Genomic DNA, 20,026 nt, shown 5'->3' on the forward strand with positions numbered 1-20,026 from the left:
TTGCGGCGCGGCACAAAATGCGCATCCCAGCGGTTTCGTTCACGTCCGGCAGGCAGTCGTGAAGACCGCCCACCTGTATCCTGTAGCGCTGCATCCGGAGCGCTGCATTGGCGGCCGGAGACTTTAGAACCGAACAGGAGAACGGGTAGTGCCCACATGGCTTGTCACCGGCGGAGCCGGATTCATTGGCGGTAACTTTGTACTCGAAGCGGTCGCCAAGGGCGTCAAGGTGGTCAACCTCGATGCGCTGACCTACGCCGGCAACCTGAAGACGTTGGCGCCGCTGGACGGCAACCCGGATCACGTGTTCGTGCACGGCGACATCGGTGATCAGTCCCTGGTGGCGCGCCTGCTGGCCGAGCACCAGCCCGACGCGGTGCTGAACTTCGCCGCCGAAAGCCATGTGGATCGCTCCATCGATGGCCCGGGTGCGTTCATCCAGACCAACGTGGTCGGCACCTTGGCCCTGCTCGAGACCGTGCGCGACTATTGGAAGGCGCTGCCGGCCGACAAGGGCGCGGCCTTCCGCTTCCTGCACGTGTCCACCGACGAGGTGTACGGCACCCTGGGCGCGACCGGCAAGTTCACCGAAACCACCCCGTTCGCGCCCAACTCGCCGTATTCGGCGTCCAAGGCGGCCTCCGACCACCTGGTGCGGGCGTTCCACCACACCTACGGCTTGCCGGTGCTGACCACCAACTGCTCCAACAACTACGGTCCGTACCACTTCCCGGAAAAGTTGATCCCGCTGGTGATCGCCAAGGCGCTGGCCGGCGAGCCGCTGCCGGTCTATGGCGACGGCAAGCAGGTACGCGACTGGCTGTTCGTCAGCGACCACTGCGAAGCGATCCGCACGGTGCTGGCCAAGGGCCAGGTCGGCGAGACCTACAACGTGGGCGGCAACTCGGAAAAGCAGAACATCGAGGTGGTGCACGCAATTTGCGCGCTGCTCGATGCGCGCCGCCCGCGCGAGGACGGCCAGCCGCGCAGCAGCCAGATCACTTATGTCACCGACCGCCCCGGCCATGACCGCCGCTACGCGATCGACGCCAGCAAGTTGAAGGACCAGCTCGGTTGGGAGCCGAAGTACACCTTCGAGCAGGGCATCGGCTTCACCGTGGACTGGTACCTGGACAACCAGGAATGGGTCAACGGCGTGCTCGACGGCAGCTACCGCCTGCAGCGCATCGGCACCACCGCCTGAGGGCGGTGATCACCAGTAAAGAGGAAATTCGCATGACTCAACGCAAGGGCATCATCCTCGCGGGCGGTTCGGGCACACGCCTGTATCCGATCACCAAGGGCGTCAGCAAGCAGCTGCTGCCGGTGTACGACAAGCCGATGATCTATTACCCGCTCAGCGTGCTGATGCTGGCGGGGATCCGCGACGTGCTGATCATCAACACGCCGCACGAGCAGGCGCTGTTCCAGACCCTACTGGGCGACGGCTCGCAGTGGGGCATGAACATCCAGTACGCCGTGCAGCCGAGTCCGGACGGGCTGGCGCAGGCTTATCTCATTGGTCGTGACTTCGTCGACGGCAAACCGAGCTGCCTGGTACTGGGCGACAACATCTTCCACGGCCATGGCCTGCGGGAAGTGCTGCGCAATGCCGACGAGCGCGATCACGGCGCGACCGTGTTCGGCTATTGGGTCAACGATCCGGAGCGCTACGGCGTGGCCGAGTTCGACAAGGCCGGCAAGGTGATCGACCTGGTCGAGAAGCCGGCCAATCCGCGTTCCAACTACGCGGTGACCGGCCTGTATTTCTACGACGGCAACGCCAGCCACCACGCGGCCGAGCTGAAGCCGTCGCCGCGCGGCGAGCTGGAGATCACCGATCTCAACCAGCGCTATCTGCGCGAAGGCAATCTGCATCTGGAGGCGCTGGGTCGCGGCTACGCGTGGCTGGATACCGGCACCCACCAGTCGCTGCTGGAGGCGTCCAACTTCATCGAGACCATCCAGACCCGACAGGGCCTGCAGGTCTGCTGCCCGGAAGAAATCGCCTTCGGCCAGGGCTGGATCAACGCCGAGCAACTGGAGGCTCTGGCCGCCCCGCTGATCAAGAACGGCTACGGCCAATACCTGCATAAACTGGCTGTACGAGGAGTGGTGCCGTGAAAGTAATTGAGACCAAACTGCCGGGCTGCGTGGTGATCGAGCCGGCGGTGTTCGGCGACGAGCGCGGCTTCTTCTTCGAGACCTGGAATGCCGAGCGTTTCGGCCAGCACGGTCTGCCGACCAAGTTCGTGCAGAGCAACGTCTCCACCTCGGCCAAGGGCGTGCTGCGCGGCCTGCATTACCAGTGGCCGCGGCCGCAGGGCAAGCTGGTCAGCGTGCTCGAAGGTGAGGTGTACGACGTGGCGGTGGATATCCGTCGCGGCTCGCCGACCTTCGGCCAGTGGGAAGCGGTGGTGCTGAGTGCGGAGAACAAGAAGCAGTTCTGGATCCCGGAAGGCTTCGCGCATGGCTTTGCGGTGCTGTCCGAGCGTGCGGTCTTCAGCTACCTGTGCACCGAGGTGTATCTGAAGGACTTCGATGCCGGCGTGCGCTGGAATGATGCCGACATCGCCGTGGACTGGCCGATCAGTGGCCCGACGCTGTCGGCCAAGGATGAGGCCGCGCCGTTCCTGAAGGACATCGCCGAAGACCGCCTGCCGGTCTACCAGCCGTGACGGTGCTGCTGTTTGGCGGCAATGGCCAGTTGGGCCGGGAACTGCAGCGCGCGCTGGCACCGCTGGGCACGATCGTAGCGACCACCCGTAGTGGCGCGCTGCCCGATGGCAGTGCCTGCGAAACGGCCGACTTCAACGAGCCCGCGTCGCTGGTTGCGCTGCTGGATCGCGTTCGTCCGGACGTGGTGGTCAATGCGGCCGCCTATACGGCGGTGGACCGCGCAGAAGAAGAGCGCGATGCGGCCTGGCGCGCCAACGCCGAAGCGCCGGGCGTCATCGCGCGCTGGTGCGCCGCTGCCGGTGTGCCGCTGGTGCATTACTCCACCGATTACGTGTTCGACGGGCAGGGCACCCGCCCGTACCGCGAAGACGATGCCACTGCGCCGCTGGGCGTGTACGGCGCCAGCAAGCTGGCCGGTGAAGAAGACATCCGCGCGGCCGGCGGCCGTCATCTGATCTTCCGCACCGCATGGGTGTATGCCTCGCATAGCGCCAACTTCCTGCGCACCATGCTGCGGGTGGGCGCTGACCGCGACGTACTGCGCGTGGTGGCCGACCAGATCGGCACGCCGACCCCGGCGGCGCTGATCGCCGATGTCACCGCGCAGGCCTTGCAGCATGCCGGTGGCCTGTCGGGCACCTGGCACCTGACCGCTGCGGGTGAAACCAGCTGGCATGGCTTTGCCGAGGCGATCTTTGCCGAGGCGGTGTCAGCCGGAAAGCTGGCGCGCGCGCCGAAGGTGGAAGCGATCACCACCGCCGACTACCCGACCCCGGCCAAGCGCCCGGCGTATTCGCACCTGGACGTCAGCAAGCTCGAGTCGGATTTCGGCATTGCGCTGCCCAGTTGGCAGGATGGTTTGAAGCAGGTGATCGCAGCGCTCTGAAGCTGCACTGCGGATCGCCCGCACCGCGTCAGCCATGCACGGCATGGCTCTACCGGACAATGAAAAACCCGGCCTTGGCCGGGTTTTTTTGTCTCTGCGGTGCCCATCGATCACGTACGACCGTAGGTATCCTCGAACCGCACGATATCGTCCTCGCCCAGGTAGCTGCCGGACTGCACTTCAATCAGCTCCAGCGGCAACTTGCCCGGGTTCTTCAACCGGTGCGTCACACCCAGCGGAATATAGGTGCTCTGGTTTTCGGTGAGCAGCAGCACTTCCTCGCCGCGGGTCACTTCAGCGGTACCGCTGACCACGATCCAGTGCTCGGCACGGTGGTGGTGCATCTGCAGGCTCAGCGTGGCACCGGGTTTGACGGTGATGCGCTTGACCTGGAAACGCTCGCCATGGTCGATCGAGTCGTAGGCCCCCCACGGGCGATACACCTTGCGGTGCCAGGTCGCTTCGGGACGGGCGTCGGCCTTCAGGCGCGCCACCACCTGCTTGATCTCCTGCATGCGGTCGCTCCTGCCGACCATCACCGCGTCATCGGTTTCGACCACGATCACATCATCCAGCCCGACCAGCGCAATCAGGCGCTCGCCGTAGGCATAGGTGTTGCGGCAGTCGATGGCGATCACATCGCCATGATGGGCGTTGCCGTCGCTGTCCTGCGCCGATACATCGCGCAGCGCGGTCCACGAGCCGACATCGTTCCAACCGGCATCCAGCGGCACCACCACCGCATCGGCGGTCTTTTCCATCACCGCGTAGTCGATGGAATCAGACGGCACCGCCGTGAATGCCTCTTTGCCCAGCCGGGTAAAGTCTGCATCGCGCCGTGCCTGTTCCCAGGCGGTGCGGCTGGCCGACAGCATGGCCGGATTGAATTTCTCCAGCTCGGCCAGGTAACGCGATGCCTTGAACAGGAACATGCCGCTGTTCCAGAAATACTCGCCCGAACCGACGTATTGCCGGGCGGTCTCGGCGTCGGGCTTCTCGACGAAGCGATCCACCGCGCGCACCTCGCCGCCCGAGGCGGCCTTGATGTAGCCATAGCCGGTTTCCGGCCCGGTCGGCACGATTCCGAAGGTGACCAGCTTGCCGTCGCGCGCGGCGGGCAGTGCACGCAGCACGGCGGCGCGGAAGGCCGCTTCATCGGCAATCACGTGGTCCGAGGGCAGCACCAGCAGCACCGCGTCCTCGCCGTCACGGGTGGCTTCCAGCGCCGCCACCGCGATCGCCGGGGCGGTGTTGCGGCCCACCGGCTCGAGCAGAATCGCCAGCGGCTGCACGCCCAGCTGCTGCAGCTGTTCGGCGGCCACGAAACGATGCTCTTCGTTGGCCACCACCAGCGGCGCGCGGCCGGCAATCGGTGCAACCCGCTGCCAGGTGGCCTGCAGCATCGTCAGGTCCCCGGCCAGGGCCAGGAACTGCTTGGGGTAGGCCTCGCGCGAGAGCGGCCACAGCCGGGTACCGGAGCCACCGGACAGGATGACGGGGAGCAGATCGTTCATCGGGGCGGTGCCTCAGGAGGCCGTGAGCAGCTGGGAGATTTCATCGGTGCGCTGCTGCAGCAGGGCGGCATCGCCACGCGTTTCGATGTTCAGGCGCAGCAGCGGTTCGGTGTTGGAGCTGCGCAGGTTGAAGCGCCACTGGCCGAAGTCGGCGCTGATGCCGTCGGTGTGGTCCAGTGCCGGCGACTGCGCGGCGTAATGGTCCATCACCCGGGCAACTGCGGCCTTGGCGTCGGCGACCTTGAAGTTGATCTCACCACTGCACGGGAACTTGGCCATGCGCGCTTCCACCAGATCGGCCAGCGAGCGGCCGGATTCGGAGACGAGCGCGGCAATCAGCAGCCACGGGATCATGCCCGAGTCGGCGTAGGCGAACTCGCGGAAATAATGGTGCGCGCTCATCTCACCGCCATACACGGCGTTTTCGCTGCGCATCTTTTCCTTGATGAAGGCGTGCCCGCTCTTGCACAGCACCGGCTGCCCGCCCGCGTCTTCGACCATCTCCACGGTGTTCCAAGTCAGGCGCGGGTCGTGCACGATCTTGCCGCCCGGCTGGCGTGCCAGGATCGCCTTGGCCAGCAGGCCGACCAGGTAATAGCCTTCAATGAAACGGCCGTTGTGGTCGAAGAAGAAGCAGCGGTCGAAGTCGCCGTCCCAGGCAATGCCGAAATCCGCACCGTGCTCGCGCACGGCCTGCGCGGTCAACGCACGGTTTTCCGGCAGCAGCGGATTGGGAATGCCGTTGGGGAAACTGCCATCGGGCTCGTGGCAGATGCGGATGAACTCGAACGGCAGGTGCGGGGCCAGCAGGTCGACGATCGGGCCGGCGCCACCGTTGCCAGCATTGACCACCAGCTTGAGCGGCTTGAGGGCGGTGCGATCGACGTAGCTGAGCAGATGGTCGATGTAAGCACTCTTGTCCGGATGCGTCTGCAGGCTGCCCGTGGCATCGACCGGCGCGGCGGTATCGGCTTCGACCGCGTCGGAGATCGCCAGGAGGCCGGTGTCCGAACTGATGGGACGGGCCTGCTCCTTGACCAGCTTCATCCCGTTGTAGTCCATCGGGTTGTGGCTGGCGGTGACCATCACCCCGCCGGCTGCCTTGAGGTGGTCGACCTGGAAATAGACCTCCTCGGTCCCGCACAGGCCGATGTCCAGCACGTCGCGCCCGGCGCCACGCAGGCCGGCAGCCAGCGCGTCCTGCAGGGCCGGGCTGGTCAGGCGGATGTCATGGCCGACCACCACGGTGCCGGGGGCGAGCTGCGCGTCCAGCGCCACGCCGATGCGGCGGGCCAGGTCTTCGTTCAGTTCGTCCGGCACGCGGCCGCGGATGTCGTATGCCTTGAATGCGGGGAGCGTCATGTATTCCAGTCCTTCTGACAGTCAGTGGATTAGTGTAGCCGCAGCCATGTATGGGAATCGTTTTCATGCCGGGCCGTGGGTGGACGCTTCTCCGGGCGGGCCGGGAATGCCCTGCGTACTCGCTACAATGCCCGCTTACATCAACGAGGTGAGGGCGTAGATGAGCAAGTCCCCAGACAATGCCGGACGGCGTGGCAAGCAGTACGCCAGCGCCGCCGAAGCCCTGGACGGTGTGGTCGCCGATGGCCAGACCCTGGCGGTCGGCGGGTTCGGCCTGTGCGGCATCCCCGAGGCGCTGATCGCCGCGTTGCGCGACACCGGGGTCAAGGGCCTGACCGTGATCTCCAACAATGCCGGGGTGGATGGCTTCGGCCTGGGCCAACTGCTGGAAACCCGGCAGATCCAGAAGATGATTTCGTCCTACGTGGGCGAGAACAAGGAATTCGAGCGTCAGTACCTGGCCGGTGAACTGCAGTTGGAGTTCAATCCGCAGGGCACCCTGGCCGAGCGCCTGCGCGCCGGCGGTGCGGGTATTCCGGCGTTCTTCACCGCCACCGGCTACGGCACGGTGGTGGCCGAGGGCAAGGAAATCCGCGAATTCGACGGCAAGCACTACGTGATGGAAACCGCGCTGCGTGCCGACGTCGCGCTGGTCAAGGCGTGGAAGGCCGACGCATCGGGCAACCTGGTATTCCGCAAGACCGCACGCAACTTCAACCCGGCCTGCGCGATGGCCGGCAAGCTGTGCATCGTCGAGGTCGAAGAGGTGGTGCCGGTCGGCAGCATCGACCCGGACCAGGTGCACCTGCCGGGCATCTACGTGCACCGCATCGTGCACAACCCGCATCCTGAAAAGCGAATCGAACAGCGCACCGTGCGTGCGGAGGGCAACTGACATGGCGTGGACCCGCGATGAAATGGCCGCGCGCGCCGCGCGTGAACTCACCGATGGCGCCTATGTGAACCTGGGCATCGGCCTGCCGACGCTGGTGGCCAACCACATCCCCGATGGCGTGGACGTGTGGCTGCAGTCCGAGAATGGGCTGCTTGRCATCGGCCCGTTCCCGACCGAGGCCGAGGTCGATGCCGACCTGATCAATGCCGGCAAGCAGACCGTGACCGCACGCCCGGGCGCGAGCTACTTCGGCAGCCACGACAGCTTCGCGATGATCCGCGGCGGGCACATCAACCTGGCCATCCTCGGCGCGATGCAGGTCACCGACAAGGGCGACCTGGCCAACTGGATGGTGCCGGGCAAGATGGTCAAGGGCATGGGCGGGGCGATGGATCTGGTCGCCGGCGTGCAGCGCGTGGTGGTGCTGATGGAGCACACCGCCAAGAACGGCGAGCACAAGATCCTGCCCGAGTGCACGCTGCCGCTGACCGGCGTGGGCGTGGTCGACCGCATCATCACCGACCTGGCCGTGTTCGACGTCACCGACGCCGGGCTGGTGCTGGTGGAGGCTGCACCGGGCGTGGGCGTGGATGAGCTGAAGGAAAAGACCGGCGTGGCGTTCGCTGCCGCCTGAGGGGGATGGCGCCGCCCCGGCCAGCCGGGGCGGCAGCTCACCCGCGCTTGGCGTAGGCGTATCGGCCTGCGTCCGATTCGCCCTTGCCAAGGCTGTCCAACGTAAAGCCGGCATGCATGCACACCGCACCCAGCAGGCGCTCGATTGCATGCGCCGCCGTACCGTCGATCTGTCCTTGCTCGGGTTCGAACATGCTGCGGTACAGGTGCGCGTCCAACAGCGGGCGCAGTGCCGCCAGCCGTACCCAGAACATGCTGCCAGCGCTGAAGGGCGCGTCCAGGGGCGCCACTGACAGGCCAAGCCTGGCCTGCAGGCGGACCAGTGCCGACGCGTTGCCACCGATGAAGTCGCGGACCGGCAGCAGGTGGCCTCGCGGTGCCAGCAGGCCCAGCGACGGGTCGTGGCCGAACGCCTCCACGGCCTGTGCGGCGTGGCCATCGAGCAGCAGCTGCCGCAGCATTTCATCGCGCCACTGCGCGCCTTGCTGCATGTGCGTGGAGCGCTTGGTATGCAGTTTGAGCACCACGTCCTCGCCCTGCCCGAGCAGCAGCTCGGCGACCTGGAGGAAGGGCAGGATGTCGCGGCCATGGTTGGGGTAGACCAGCACCTCCCCGCGCAGCTCGGCCTGCCGCAGCGCGGCATCCACCGCGCTGCGATGCTCCGGTGCGGTGGTGACGACCAGGCGGCACGCCAACGCGCTCGTCTTGAGCTGATCGAGAAGTGTCGCCAATTCCGGCATGTGCCAGGCGTGAATCACCACGCACGGTCGCGCCGTGGCCGTGCCGGCCGCCGGCGCCTGCAGCGCCTTCCGCGTCGCCTCCAGATACGCATGCCCCAGCCGTGCATCCGGCTCCAGCACTGCGCCTTCGGCCCACTCGTTCCAGGCGTTGATGAACACCAGGCGCTGGTTGGCCGGCGCGGCGGCCAGGCGCGTGTGCACGGTGGTCGACAGCCAATCGCCATACCCACGCGGCGAGGCGTGCAGGTAGACGCGGCCCTTGCCGGAGCGGCGCGCTTCGTTGTCCCAGCCCGGGTTGACCCCGGGGTATAGCGTGTAGGACGGCAGCGGTCGTGCGGCGATCTCAGCTGCCAGTTCGCGCCAGTCGCGCACGTCGCCGTGGAACTCGGGATTGATCAGGAACTGGTCGGCGGTGAGCGAGCGCGGGTTGCTCATGTTCGGCGGAAACTCGACCGCGGCGTCGAAGCCGATGTCGCGCGGATCCGGACGCTCGAAGCCCTGCACATAGGCCAGGTGGATCTCGCCGATGCCGTTGTCCAGGCACCACTGCCGCCAGCGCTGGGCGGTGGCGCGTGCATCGGGCAGCAGGTGCGGGCGGTAGACCAGCAGCATCGGCTTGCCGTCCACCTTCAAGGCGCGGCGATCGCGCAGGTAGTCGGCGACGTGGGCGATGAAGGCCAGGTCGTCCTCGGCACTGTGCTGCTGGCCGATCAGGATGTCTTCGTCGCGGCCGTCCCAGCGCCGTGCCCAGTTTTCATTGGCCCAGCACAGGCAGAACGGCAGGTCGATGCTGTCGTCGGCCAGCCACTGGCGCAGCGGCGCCTCCATCAACGTGGTGCCGCTGAACCAGTAGTAATAGAAGCAGAACGCGCCGATGCCGTATTCGCGGGCCAACTGCGCCTGGTCGCGCATCACCTGCGGGTTGCGCAGGTCGTAGAAGCCCAGGTCGGCGGGCAGTCGCGGTTGGATGTGGCCCTCAAACTGAGGCAGGGCGCGGGTGACGTTGCGCCACTCGGTAAAGCCCTTGCCCCACCACGCATCGTTCTCGGTGAACGGGTGGAACTGCGGCAGGTAGAACGCCACCAGCGTGGCGGGCAGCTGCTCGGGCAGGGCATCGGCGCGATGCGGCACGTAACCGATCGCGGCTTCATCGGCGCGCGACAGGGGGCGATGGACGGCCGCAGGCGCGGCATCAACACGGCCGCGTGGCGGTGGCGGCACCCAGTCGCCATGGTCGCGCAGGAAGCGCGCGCGGAGTCGATCACGCTGCCCGTCGGACAGCGGCAGTGCGCGGAATCCGGCGCGCAGCGCCACGAAGACCGCCTGACGCAGCCTGGCCTTGAGCGTGGTCACGCGCAACGGGCCTGGACCCAAGGGAAAACGACAGCAGGCATGCAGGCTCCAACACTATAACGGGTGGGCCATTCTCGGGCTTTGCCCGCGCACCGGCAAATGCGGGCGTGCTAGCGTTCGCCGATGGATCTCCACCTTCCCGACGCCCAGGTCCACTGGCACCGCCACTGGCTCCCCGCCACCGACGCCGACGCCCTGCAGCGCACCCTGCGCGAGGACGTGCCGTGGGAGGTCCACCGCATCCGCATGTTCGGGCGCCAGGTCGATTCGCCGCGGCTGAGCTGCTGGATGGGCGACCCGGCCGCGCGCTATCGCTATTCGGGCACCGACTTCGTGCCAGCGCCGTGGCATCCGGCGTTGCTGCCGCTGCGCGAGCGGCTGGCCGCGTTCTGCGGCACGCCCTTCAACAGCGTGCTGCTCAACCGCTACCGCGATGGCGACGATGGCATGGGCTGGCACAGTGACAACGAGCCCGAACTCGGGCCGACGCCCCTGATCGCCTCACTGAGCCTGGGCGCCGAGCGTCGCTTCCTGCTGCGGCGGCGCGAGGACCATGCGCGCAAGGCCGAGGTGACGCTGGGGCACGGCGACGTGCTGCTGATGGGCGGGCAGACCCAACGCCATTACCAGCATGCCCTGCTGAAAAGCGCGCGGCCGCTGGCCGAGCGCATCAACCTTACTTTCCGCTGGATTGACGCAGCCGGGCCGGCATGACCTGCGCCTGCTGGTAGTCGGCCTGGCCGGTTACCAGCGTCCAGCCGACCAGCTCGGTGGTCAGGGTCTGCAGGCTCTGCTCGAACGCACGGGCGACATCGGCGGTGGCGGTGCTCGGCACCGGCTGTTCCTGGCGGAACGTGCGGTCGGACACCACCCGCTGGTCGACCACGTGGATCAGTTTGGCGTTGACCTCGATCAGCGCGGCAGGCGTGGCCTGGCCGCGGTAATCGGCCTCGAAACGACGTACGTCCAGGGCCAGCTTGTAGTCGGCGCGGATGCCGGTGGTGGCGCGGGCGACGCCGGCGATGCGGCCGGAATCCTCGAAACCGCGCACCAGCGCGTCATCGAGCATGTCGGTGGCCGGCTGCGCCCAGCTCACCCCCTTGTACACCTCCAGCTCGGACGGCGAGGGGCGTACGTTGATGCGCGGGCTGTCGACCACGCGCGCGGCACTGGGCTTGACCACGATCAGCTGCCAGTCGACCTTCGGCCAGCCGGGATCGGCCTGGATGCGCACGATCGGCGAATAGATGGTCACCGCGCTGCGTTCGTTGCTGCCCAGCAGCGAGCAGCCACCCAGGGCGGCGATCAGGGCGACCGGCAGGAGGAATCGGGGAAGGGTCGGGCGGCTCATTTGGGTTCGAACTCCTTGGGCGCGTCACGGCCCAGCAGATAGCGTGCCGGGTTGTTGTCGAGGCGGTCGCTGACCCGGCGCAGGTCGCGGATCAGCCCGCGCAGCTCGGTCAGGGTCGGGCCCAGCTGAGCCAGGCCGTCATTGGCGAAGCTGTTGATCGCCGCGCGGTTCTCGCCGAGGATCGAATCGGCGTTGCCAGCGGCAGAATCCAGCTTGGACAGGGTGGTTTCCAGCTTGTCCAGGATCGGCGGCAGCTGCTGCACCAGGTTCTTGTCCAGGCGCCGTATGGTGCCGTTGGTGCTTTTCAGGGTGACATCCAGGCTGCGCGCGGCATCGCGCGCGCTGAGCAGCAGCGCCTGGGTGCCCTGGTCGCGGTCGGCCAGGCCGCCGCTGATGGTCTCAAGGTTGGCCAACGTGGCGTTGATGCTGGCCACGTTGCGGTCGCTGAGCACCTGGTCCATGCGCTCGACGATGCGGTTGGCCACGTCGGTGATGTTCTGCAGCGCCGACGGGGTGGTCGGGATGATCGGGGCCGGGTCCTTGTTCACCGCGGTCAGCGCGGCGGACTGGGGCGTGCCGCCGCTGAGCTGGATGATCGACGGCCCGGTCAGGCTGGTGATGGCCAGCTTGGCGCGGGTGTCGGTCTTGACCGGGGTATTGGAGTTCAGGCGGATCCGCGCGACCACCTGGCGCGGATCGTCCGGCACCAGGTTCAGTTCGGTGATCGAGCCGACCGCGATGCCGTTGTACTGCACCGGGCTGCCGACCGACAGCCCGGTGACCGCCTCGCGGAACACCACCCGGTACTCGGTCCAGGTGCGGTCGGAGGAGTACTTGGCGGCCCACAGGCCGAAGGCCAGCAGCGCCAGTCCCACCACCAGGGTGAACGCGCCGATCAGGACGTAATTGGCTTTGGTTTCCATGGCTTACTCGCTCTCGTGCTTTGCATCGCGCGCAGCGCGCGCGCGTGGTCCGTGGAAATATTCCTGGATCCACGGGTGGTCCAGTTGTTCGATCTCGTGCAACGGGGCATTGGCGATCACCTTCTGGTCGGCCAGCACCGCCACCCGGTCACAGATCGCATACAGCGTGTCCAGATCGTGTGTGATCAGCAGCACGGTCAGCCCCAGCGCTTCCTGCAGGGTCTTGATCAGCCGGTCGAAGGCGGCCGCGCCAATCGGGTCCAGGCCGGCGGTGGGCTCGTCCAGGAACAGCAGCGGCGGGTCCAGCGCCAGCGCACGGGCCAGGCCGGCGCGCTTGCGCATGCCGCCGGACAGCTGCGAGGGCAGCTTGTTGATCGCATCGGCGGGCAGCCCGGCCAGTTTCACCTTGAGCAGGGCCAGCTCGTAATGCCAGCGCTCGGGCAGTTCGCGATGGTGTTCCTTCAACGGCACCTGCACGTTCTCGCCCACTGTCAGCGAGGAGAACAGCGCGCCATCCTGGAACAGCACGCCGGTGTTGCGTTCGATATGCAGGCGGTTGTCCGGATTGTCCGAGCGCGCGTCCACGCCCAGCACCTCGATCTGGCCCGCATCGGGAACGCGCAGGCCCAGGATGCTGCGCATCAGCACCGACTTGCCGGTACCCGAGCCACCGACCACGCCGAGAATTTCGCCGCGACGCACGTCCAGGTCGAGGTTGTCATGCACGGTCTGCGCGCCGAAGCGGTTGGTCAGCCCGCGCACGCGGATGGCCAGACCCGCATCGTCGCCGGTGGTGTCGTCGGTAGTGGCCAGGGCGGCGGTATCGGTGGCCATCGCTTACCAGCCCATCTTCATGAACCACAACGCGGCGAACGCGTCGAGGATGATCACCAGCGAAATGGCCTGCACCACGCTGGAGGTGGTGCGCTCACCGACCGACTGCGCGGTGCCTTCGACCTTCAGGCCTTCCAGGCAGCCGATCAGGCCGATCACCAGTGCGAACACCGGCGCCTTGGACAGCCCCACCAGCATGTTGCGCACTTCCATGGTCTCGTGCATCCGCGCGATGTACATCTGCGGTGGGATACCCAGGTCGAACGCACCCACGGTGATGCCACCGGCCAGGCCGGCCACCATCGCAATGAAGGTCAGCAGCGGCAGGGTGATCAACAGCGCAACCAGGCGCGGCAGCACCAGCAGGTCGATCGGGTCCAGGCCGAGGGTGCGCATCGCGTCGATTTCCTCGCGCGCCTTCATCGCACCGATCTGCGCGGTGAAGGCGCTGGCGGTGCGCCCGGCCAGCACGATGGCGGTCAGCAGCACGGCGAACTCGCGCAGGAAGGCGATGTTGACCAGCTCAACTACATAAATTTCCGCGCCGAAGTCGCGCAGGATGGTCGAGCCGAGGAAGGCGATCACCGCACCGACCAGATACGACAGCAGCGCCACCAGCGGCACCGCGTCCAGTCCGACCTGTTCCATCTGCGCCACCGTGGCGGTGAGACGGAAACGGCGCGGTTCCTTGATCAGGCGCGCGCCCTTGACCAGGTTCTCGCCGAGGAAACTGGCCAGCGCCACGATGTTGTGGCCCATCCCATGCACGCTGACGCCCAACCGCTCGAGCGCGGCCAGTACGCCGAAATCGCGTTTGGCGCGCGGACGGTCATCGGCGACTTCTTCGATGGTGGAGACCAGTGCGCGGTGTTCGTCGCGGAAGCTGACCGCATGCTCGCCAAGGTCGGCGCGACGGGCCACCCGCAGCAATTGCAATACCCCGGCGGAGTCGAGCACGGTGATGCCACTGGCATCGATGCCGGTCAGCCCGTCGGGAATGCCGCGCAGCACTTCGGCCGCGTCCAGCGCGGTGTGCAGGGTCCAGTGGCCGGAGAGCCGGACAAGTCCGGGATCCTGCGCGTCCTGTTCGAGATGGGGGGCTTGGCTTGGCGTCATGGGGCGTCCTGCGCGCAGCATACCTTGTCCGTGTCCACACCAAGTGTGTGCGCTGCGACATGATTGTTCAGCCGGGGCGGCCTTCGGGTAATACTACGAAGCATGTCTGCCGATACCGCCCCCCTTCCCACCCCCCAGGCCACCTATGCGCAGCGCGTTGCGTTCGTGTGCGAGATGGCCGGGCGCCTGCACAGTTACGGCACCACCGCGCAGCGGCTGGAGGCAGCGGTGGTCGCGCTGGCGCAGCGGCTGGACCTGGACTGCGAGCCGTGGTCGAACCCGACCGGGCTGATCCTGAGTTTCAGCGATCCGACCAAGGCGATCGGTTCATCGGATATCACCCGCGTGATCCGCCTGGCGCCAGGTGAAAACGACCTGCATAAACTCAGCATCGCCGACCAGATCACCGATGCGGTGGCCAACGGCACCATGAGCATTGCCCAGGGCCATACGGCGTTGCGGCCGCTGGACAAGGATCCGGGCCGGCGCGGCAAGATCCGCATGATCCTGTCCTACAGCCTGGGCGCGGCTGGCGTGGCCGGGCTGTGGAAACTGCCGTGGCTGGATATCGCCACGGCCGGGATGATCGGGCTGCTGATCGGGGTCATGACGCTGTATACCGATCGGCGCCCGGCCAGCCGCGAGGCCAGCGAGGCGCTGGCGGCACTGGTGGCCGGTACGGTGGCGGCGCTGGTGGCCTCGTTCCTGGGGCCACTGAATCTCAATACGGTCATCATCGCCTCGCTGGTGGTGATGCTGCCGGGGATGTCGCTGACCAATGCGGTCAATGAGCTGGCGAGCCAGCACTGGGTGTCGGGAACGGCGCGGTTTGCCGGGGCGATCACCACGATCCTGAAACTGACGGTGGGCGCGGTGATCGCGGTGACGCTGTCGGGGATCATCGGGCTGGAGCCGCACGTGCGGGCGTCGCGGCCGCAGGCCGACTGGGTGGAATGGAGCGCGTTGCTGGTGGCCGCGTTCGCCTTTGCGATGCTGTTCAAGGCCAATCGCCGCGATTATCCCTGGGTGATGGCGGCCTCGGTGGCCGGGTACGCGATTTCGAAATTCGCCGGTCAGGCGTGGGGGCTGCCGGCCGGCATTTTCATGTCGGCGATGCTGATGACCGCGGCGGGCAATCTGTTCGGTCGTCTGGCACAGCGCCCGGGCGCGATCATCCGCCTGCCGGGCATCATCATGCTGGTGCCCGGCAGCACCAGTCTGCGCGGGGTGCTCACGCTCGTGCAGCAGCAGGACATGAGTGCCGGCCAGACGGTGTTGATGACCGTGCTCAACGTGGTGATGGCGCTGGTGGCCGGGTTGCTGTTTGGCAATCTGTTGATTCCGGCGCGGAAGAATCTCTGAGGGGTAGTGGCGTTTGGCGTTTCTTGCAGAAGCGTCAGAGCGCAGTGCCGCTTGTCCCTTGGCTGGGCGGGGATGTGCAGGTTCGCCGGACGCGCCGTCAACCCATCCATGGGGGCTCGTGTACGGCATCCCTGCCGTACACGGTCCCGCAAACCCACACATCCCCGCCCTCCACAGTGGGTCGGGGGCCATGGAAAAGACAGGGGCGAAAAAGCGCTTGGTGGCCGCTTTTCGTCGCGCACCAGCACCCTGTCAAAGGGTGGGTGCGGGTGGGTTGGCGGGACCCTCAAGCCGCATGGATGCGGCTTGGGAGCCTACACGGACGTATTTACGGCGTGTCCCGCCAACCCACCCGTACCCGCCCAAGCCGGCAGGGGCAAGCACGCGCCAGTCGTTGATCCTGCAGTGCTTTGGCAACTGCCGCTCGCGTAGCTGGAAAAAGCGCAGACCAAAAAAAACGCCGGCATCGCGCCGGCGTTTTCCGTTTCAGTTTCCGATGAAACCGGAAACCATTACTTCTTGATCAGGAACTCTTCGACCTTCTTGCCCTTGGTGGTCAGCGCGGCCAGCCAGCGCGGCTGCTTGCCACGGCCGGTCCAAGTTTCCTTCGGGTTGGCCGGGTTGCGGTATTTCGGTGCCACCTTGCCCAGCTTGCGCACGGCCTTCTTGGCCGGGGCCTTGGTCGCCTTGGCGGCGCGGCCGCGGGCCGGGACGGCGCCACCGAACACTTCCTCGATCGAATAACCGTGCGCCTTGGCCAGCTTGGTCAGCTGGGTACGCACCTTGGTCACCGCCGGGCGCTTGGCCACGATGGTCTGTTGTTTCTTGGCGTTCTTGATCAGGGCGCCCAGCTCTTTGGCGGACAGGCCACTCAGGTCAATGCTCATCAACTGCTCCGGAATCTAATTAAGGACGGGGTCGGCCAGTCCTTGGCTTGCGCGACAGCATACATATCCGGCGGGATGCTGCACAGAGTTAACCGGCATATTCAATCGTCCGGGCAAAAAGAAAAGCCGGGATATTCCCCCGGCTCTCTTTGTGCTGCTGTTTTCGATCAACCCGTCAGGCGCGCGAGCAGGGCATCGCGGTCCAGGCTCTCGGCCTCGCTTGCGCTGCGCGACCGGTACTCGTAGGTGCCGGCGGCCAGGCCGCGTTCGGATACCACCACCCGGTGCGGCACGCCGATCAGTTCCATGTCCGCGAACATCTGCCCCGGACGCAGGCCGCGGTCGTCCAGCGCCGCATCCAGCCCGGCGGCCTGCAGCTGCGCCAGCAACTCGGCTGCCGCAGTGGCCACCGCATCGTCCTGCTTGGGGTTGATGATGCACACCACCACCTGCCACGGTGCCATCGCCGCCGGCCAGATGATCCCGGCCTCGTCGTGGTTCTGCTCGATCGCGGCCGCGACGATGCGCGAGATGCCGATGCCGTAGCAGCCCATCGCCATCACCGCCGCCTTGCCGTTCTCATCCAGCACGGTGGCCTTGAGCGCCTGCGCATACTGACGGCCGAGCTGGAACACGTGGCCCACTTCGATGCCGCGTGCGATTTTCAGCTCACCGCCGTCGGCGGCGCGGTCGCCTTCCTTCGCATTGCGGATATCGGCCACTTCCGGCTCGGGCAGGTCGCGGCCCCAGTTGACGCCGGCGATGTGGAAGCCGGTCTCGTTGGCGCCGATCACGAAGTCGGCCAGCGCCGCGACATCGCGGTCGGCGACGATGCGGATCGGCTGGGCCGGGTTGAGCGGGCCCAGGAAGCCCGGCTCGCTGCCCAGGTGCGCCGCGATCTCCGCCTCGCCCGCCATGCGGTAGCCCTGCAGACCGTCCACCTTGCCCAGCTTGATTTCGTTGACCTCATGGTCGCCGCGCACCAGCGCCAGCACGAAACCGCCTTCGCTCATGATCGCGATCGACTTTACGGTGCGCTCCAGGCCCAGCCCAAGCAGCGCCGCCACAGCTTCGCAGGTTTTCTGGGTGGGCGTTTCAACCTTGCGCTGTGCCTCGCTGGCCGCCGGACGCGCGCCGGGGGCGGCGGCGATCGCCGCTTCCATGTTGGCTGCGTATTCCGAGCCGGTGGAGAACACCAGCGCGTCTTCGCCGGAATCGGCGATCACATGGAATTCCTGCGAGGCATCGCCACCGATCGCGCCCGAGTCGGCCTGCACCATGCGGAAGTCCAGGCCCAGGCGGGTGAAGATGCGGCTGTAGGCCGCCTTCATGTTCTCGTACTCGCGCACCAGGCAGTCATCGTGCAGGTGGAAGGAGTAGGCGTCCTTCATCAGGAACTCGCGCGAACGCATCACCCCGAAGCGCGGTCGGATTTCATCGCGGAACTTGGTCTGGATCTGGAAGAAATTGACCGGCAGCTGCTTGTAGCTGGACAGCTCCTGGCGCGCGAAATCGGCCGCAGCCTCTTCGGCGGTGGGGCTGTAGCAGAACACCTGCTCCTTGCGGTCCTTGATCTTCAGCAGCTGCGGACCGAACTTCTCCCAACGCCCGGTGGCTTCCCACAGTTCCTTGGGCTGGATGGTCGGGATCTGGAATTCGATCGCGCCGGCCCGTTCCATTTCCTCGCGCACGATGCGCTCGACCTTGCGCAGCACGCGCAGGCCCAGCGGCGACCAGGTGTACAGCCCCGAGGCCAGCTTGCGGATCATGCCCGCGCGCAGCATCAAGCGGTGGCTGGTGAGCTCCGCGTCGCTGGGGGTTTCCTTGGTGGTGTGCAGGTGGAACTGGGAGAGGCGCATCGTCGGCTTCGCTGAACGGCAGAAGTCGATATTCTGCCAGCCCAGCCGCTCCCCTGCCCATCACGGCTGCGGTGCAGGCCGCAGGGGCCCGCCGAGCCGGGGTTGGCGTGACTCAGCCGGCCGGCTTGCAGTACGCCTTGATGGCCGCGTCCGCCAGGTTCTTCTGCGCGCCGCGCTGTTCGTCGGTGAGGGCGGTGTCGGCCTTGCCGTCGCCGTTGGTGTCCTGCATGACCGCGCCCTTGCCGTTGAGCAGGGTCAGGTTGCTGCGCGCGGTGGTGCACTCGCTGGATTCGGCCGGCGCCGCCGCCGCCGGGGCCGCGCGGGCGACCGGATCACGGCCCTCGACCTGGCGCGATTCGTACTTCTGCCCGGTCGGGGCTTTCTCCGAATACTGGGTGACGCCGTTGGCATCCTTCCACTTGTAGACGGTCCCGGCACTGGCCGAGGCACTGGCGAGCAGCAGCAGGCAGCACACAGAGGGCAGGGCACGCATGGCAACTCCGGCATCAAGGTCAGGGCGCCGATTGCAGCATCCTGGCCCGGCGCTGGCAAGCCGGCGGCGACAGGCGGGAGGCCGGGCGGTGGCAGCGGTCGCCGGGGCGGCCGGCGGCCGGGCCGCCCCAAAGCCCGCCACACCCACTAAACTGGCCGGTATGGATCAGATGAAACCCCCGCCGCGCTCGCGCAGTATTTACCTGCTGCCCAACCTGTTCACCACCGCCGGCCTGTTTGCCGGCTTCTACGCGATCATCGCGGCGGCCAACGGCGACTTCGTCAATGCCGCCATCGCGGTGTTCGTGGCGGCGGTCATGGACGGCCTGGACGGCCGCGTCGCCCGCCTGACCGGCACCAGCAGTGAATTCGGCGTGCAGTACGACTCGCTGGCCGACCTGGTCAGTTTCGGCATGGCCCCGGCGCTGGTGATGTACCACTGGTCGCTGTCGTGGCTGAAATTCGACGATCCGGTGCTGGGCCGGGTCGGCTGGGCAGTGGCGTTCCTGTATGCGGCCTGCGCCGCGCTGCGCCTGGCCCGCTTCAACACCCAGGTCAGCGTGGTCGACAAGCGCTGGTTCATCGGCCTGGCCAGCCCGGCGGCCGCCGGGTTGATGATGTCCTTCGTCTGGGCGTTCGCCGATGGCAACCTGGGCTGGGACGGCAACCAGCTGCGCTATGTCGCGCTGGGGGTGACCCTGGTGGCCGCCCTGCTGATGGTCAGCCGGATCCGCTTCTGGAGCTTCAAGGGCAGCGGCGAGAAGGGGCCGCGCTCGGACCGCGTGCCGTTCCTGGCGCTGGCCCTGGTGCCGATCGCCATCGCCATCATGGTCATCGACCTGCCGCGCGTGCTGTTCGCGGTGGGCATTGTCTACGCCTTGTCCGGGCCGGGTTACTGGCTGTGGCAGCGCGCCCGCAAGACGGCCGAGCCGCGCGCGTGAGCGATATCGGCCTGCCGCCACTGTGGTCCCCGGCGCAGCAGTCGTGGCTGCAGGCGATGGGCTACACGGTGTTTGTCGACGGGCAGATCGAAGACGTGCCCGCGCAGGCACCGATTGAATTGAGCGTGGTCGCCGCGCCGGCACCGGATGCCGCGCAGGCACCGGCCGAGGTGGCGCCGCCGCCGCCGCGGCGCAGCGC

The 20,026-nt window shown here is 67.0% G+C and carries 18 protein-coding genes and 2 pseudogenes; 10 read left to right on the plus strand and 10 right to left on the minus strand.

The genetic code is table 11. From position 1 onward, the window contains the following. Positions 1 to 148 precede the first annotated feature (148 nt). From rfbB to rfbD, 4 genes are read left to right on the plus strand one after another with little or no spacing between them, the layout of a single operon-like run. A complete protein-coding gene (gene rfbB / locus AC1DR7_RS12295; RefSeq protein ID WP_457320413.1) occupies positions 149 to 1,204 on the plus strand; it encodes a dTDP-glucose 4,6-dehydratase in 1,056 nt (351 codons plus the stop codon). A gap of 32 nt (positions 1,205 to 1,236) precedes the next feature. Beyond that, positions 1,237 to 2,124 (plus strand): glucose-1-phosphate thymidylyltransferase RfbA, encoded by an 888-nt coding sequence (gene rfbA, locus AC1DR7_RS12300; protein WP_256775333.1) that lies wholly within the window; start codon positions 1,237 to 1,239, stop codon positions 2,122 to 2,124. Further along, a complete protein-coding gene (gene rfbC / locus AC1DR7_RS12305; RefSeq protein WP_256775334.1) occupies positions 2,121 to 2,678 on the plus strand; it encodes a dTDP-4-dehydrorhamnose 3,5-epimerase in 558 nt (185 codons plus the stop codon). The genes rfbA and rfbC overlap by 4 nt, the downstream gene beginning before the upstream one ends. Continuing rightward, entirely contained in the window at positions 2,675 to 3,565 is an 891-nt protein-coding gene (gene rfbD / locus AC1DR7_RS12310) for a dTDP-4-dehydrorhamnose reductase (RefSeq protein WP_457318675.1), read from the plus strand. Before rfbC ends, rfbD begins: the two co-directional genes overlap by 4 nt. A gap of 110 nt (positions 3,566 to 3,675) precedes the next feature. Here rfbD and AC1DR7_RS12315 read toward each other — a convergent pair whose 3' ends face one another. Further along, a complete protein-coding gene (locus AC1DR7_RS12315; RefSeq protein ID WP_457318676.1) occupies positions 3,676 to 5,079 on the minus strand; it encodes a mannose-1-phosphate guanylyltransferase/mannose-6-phosphate isomerase in 1,404 nt (467 codons plus the stop codon). A gap of 12 nt (positions 5,080 to 5,091) precedes the next feature. Further along, a complete protein-coding gene (locus AC1DR7_RS12320) occupies positions 5,092 to 6,441 on the minus strand; it encodes a phosphohexomutase domain-containing protein (RefSeq protein WP_256775337.1) in 1,350 nt (449 codons plus the stop codon). Positions 6,442 to 6,601: 160 nt separating this feature from the next. Between AC1DR7_RS12320 and AC1DR7_RS12325 the strand changes: the two genes are divergently transcribed. Then, positions 6,602 to 7,336, plus strand: coding sequence for a CoA transferase subunit A (locus tag AC1DR7_RS12325; protein ID WP_457318678.1), 735 nt, complete (start codon positions 6,602 to 6,604; stop codon positions 7,334 to 7,336). A gap of 1 nt (position 7,337) precedes the next feature. After that, the gene (locus AC1DR7_RS12330; RefSeq protein ID WP_478076504.1) at positions 7,338 to 7,970 is read left to right on the plus strand and encodes a CoA transferase subunit B; all 633 of its coding nucleotides are present in this window, start codon (positions 7,338 to 7,340) and stop codon (positions 7,968 to 7,970) included. 37 nt (positions 7,971 to 8,007) lie between these two features. On the opposite strand, the gene AC1DR7_RS12335 is transcribed toward AC1DR7_RS12330, so the two are convergent. Continuing rightward, complete coding sequence (locus AC1DR7_RS12335) at positions 8,008 to 10,068, minus strand: glycoside hydrolase family 99-like domain-containing protein (protein ID WP_457318679.1); 2,061 nt, start codon at positions 10,066 to 10,068, stop codon at positions 8,008 to 8,010. Between the two features lie 117 nt (positions 10,069 to 10,185). Here AC1DR7_RS12335 and AC1DR7_RS12340 point away from each other — a divergent pair, with 117 nt between their 5' ends. Further along, complete coding sequence (locus tag AC1DR7_RS12340; protein WP_457318680.1) at positions 10,186 to 10,776, plus strand: alpha-ketoglutarate-dependent dioxygenase AlkB family protein; 591 nt, start codon at positions 10,186 to 10,188, stop codon at positions 10,774 to 10,776. On the opposite strand, the gene AC1DR7_RS12345 is transcribed toward AC1DR7_RS12340, so the two are convergent. From AC1DR7_RS12345 to AC1DR7_RS12360, 4 genes are read right to left on the minus strand one after another with little or no spacing between them, the layout of a single operon-like run. Continuing rightward, entirely contained in the window at positions 10,739 to 11,413 is a 675-nt protein-coding gene (locus AC1DR7_RS12345) for an ABC-type transport auxiliary lipoprotein family protein (protein WP_457318682.1), read from the minus strand. The two genes, AC1DR7_RS12340 and AC1DR7_RS12345, sit on opposite strands and share 38 nt — an antisense overlap. Continuing rightward, complete coding sequence (locus AC1DR7_RS12350) at positions 11,410 to 12,336, minus strand: MlaD family protein (protein ID WP_457318683.1); 927 nt, start codon at positions 12,334 to 12,336, stop codon at positions 11,410 to 11,412. Before AC1DR7_RS12350 ends, AC1DR7_RS12345 begins: the two co-directional genes overlap by 4 nt. A 3-nt stretch (positions 12,337 to 12,339) precedes the next feature. Further along, positions 12,340 to 13,170, minus strand: coding sequence for an ABC transporter ATP-binding protein (locus AC1DR7_RS12355; RefSeq protein ID WP_256775342.1), 831 nt, complete (start codon positions 13,168 to 13,170; stop codon positions 12,340 to 12,342). 3 nt (positions 13,171 to 13,173) lie between these two features. Further along, positions 13,174 to 14,286 (minus strand): ABC transporter permease, encoded by a 1,113-nt coding sequence (locus AC1DR7_RS12360; RefSeq protein WP_256775343.1) that lies wholly within the window; start codon positions 14,284 to 14,286, stop codon positions 13,174 to 13,176. Between the two features lie 102 nt (positions 14,287 to 14,388). Between AC1DR7_RS12360 and AC1DR7_RS12365 the strand changes: the two genes are divergently transcribed. Continuing rightward, positions 14,389 to 15,648: a threonine/serine exporter family protein gene (locus AC1DR7_RS12365; protein ID WP_256775344.1), complete on the plus strand. Its 1,260-nt coding sequence runs from the start codon at positions 14,389 to 14,391 to the stop codon at positions 15,646 to 15,648. Between the two features lie 515 nt (positions 15,649 to 16,163). Here AC1DR7_RS12365 and AC1DR7_RS12370 read toward each other — a convergent pair. From AC1DR7_RS12370 to AC1DR7_RS12380, 3 genes and pseudogenes are all read right to left on the minus strand, one after another. Next, positions 16,164 to 16,535: pseudogene (locus tag AC1DR7_RS12370) on the minus strand (H-NS histone family protein); the annotation flags it as partial. A 167-nt stretch (positions 16,536 to 16,702) separates the two neighbouring features. Next, a complete protein-coding gene (locus tag AC1DR7_RS12375; protein WP_478052141.1) occupies positions 16,703 to 18,394 on the minus strand; it encodes a proline--tRNA ligase in 1,692 nt (563 codons plus the stop codon). Between the two features lie 112 nt (positions 18,395 to 18,506). Further along, the gene (locus AC1DR7_RS12380) at positions 18,507 to 18,887 is read right to left on the minus strand and encodes a DUF4124 domain-containing protein (RefSeq protein WP_457319191.1); all 381 of its coding nucleotides are present in this window, start codon (positions 18,885 to 18,887) and stop codon (positions 18,507 to 18,509) included. Positions 18,888 to 19,047: 160 nt separating this feature from the next. Here AC1DR7_RS12380 and pssA point away from each other — a divergent pair, with 160 nt between their 5' ends. Together pssA and AC1DR7_RS12390 are read left to right on the plus strand one after the other, a co-directional pair. After that, positions 19,048 to 19,827 (plus strand): CDP-diacylglycerol--serine O-phosphatidyltransferase, encoded by a 780-nt coding sequence (gene pssA / locus AC1DR7_RS12385; RefSeq protein ID WP_256775347.1) that lies wholly within the window; start codon positions 19,048 to 19,050, stop codon positions 19,825 to 19,827. Further along, positions 19,824 to 20,026: pseudogene (locus tag AC1DR7_RS12390) on the plus strand (hypothetical protein); the annotation flags it as partial. The gene pssA and the pseudogene AC1DR7_RS12390, both read left to right, overlap by 4 nt.

This window comes from Stenotrophomonas sp. P5_A9, from assembly GCF_056400525.1.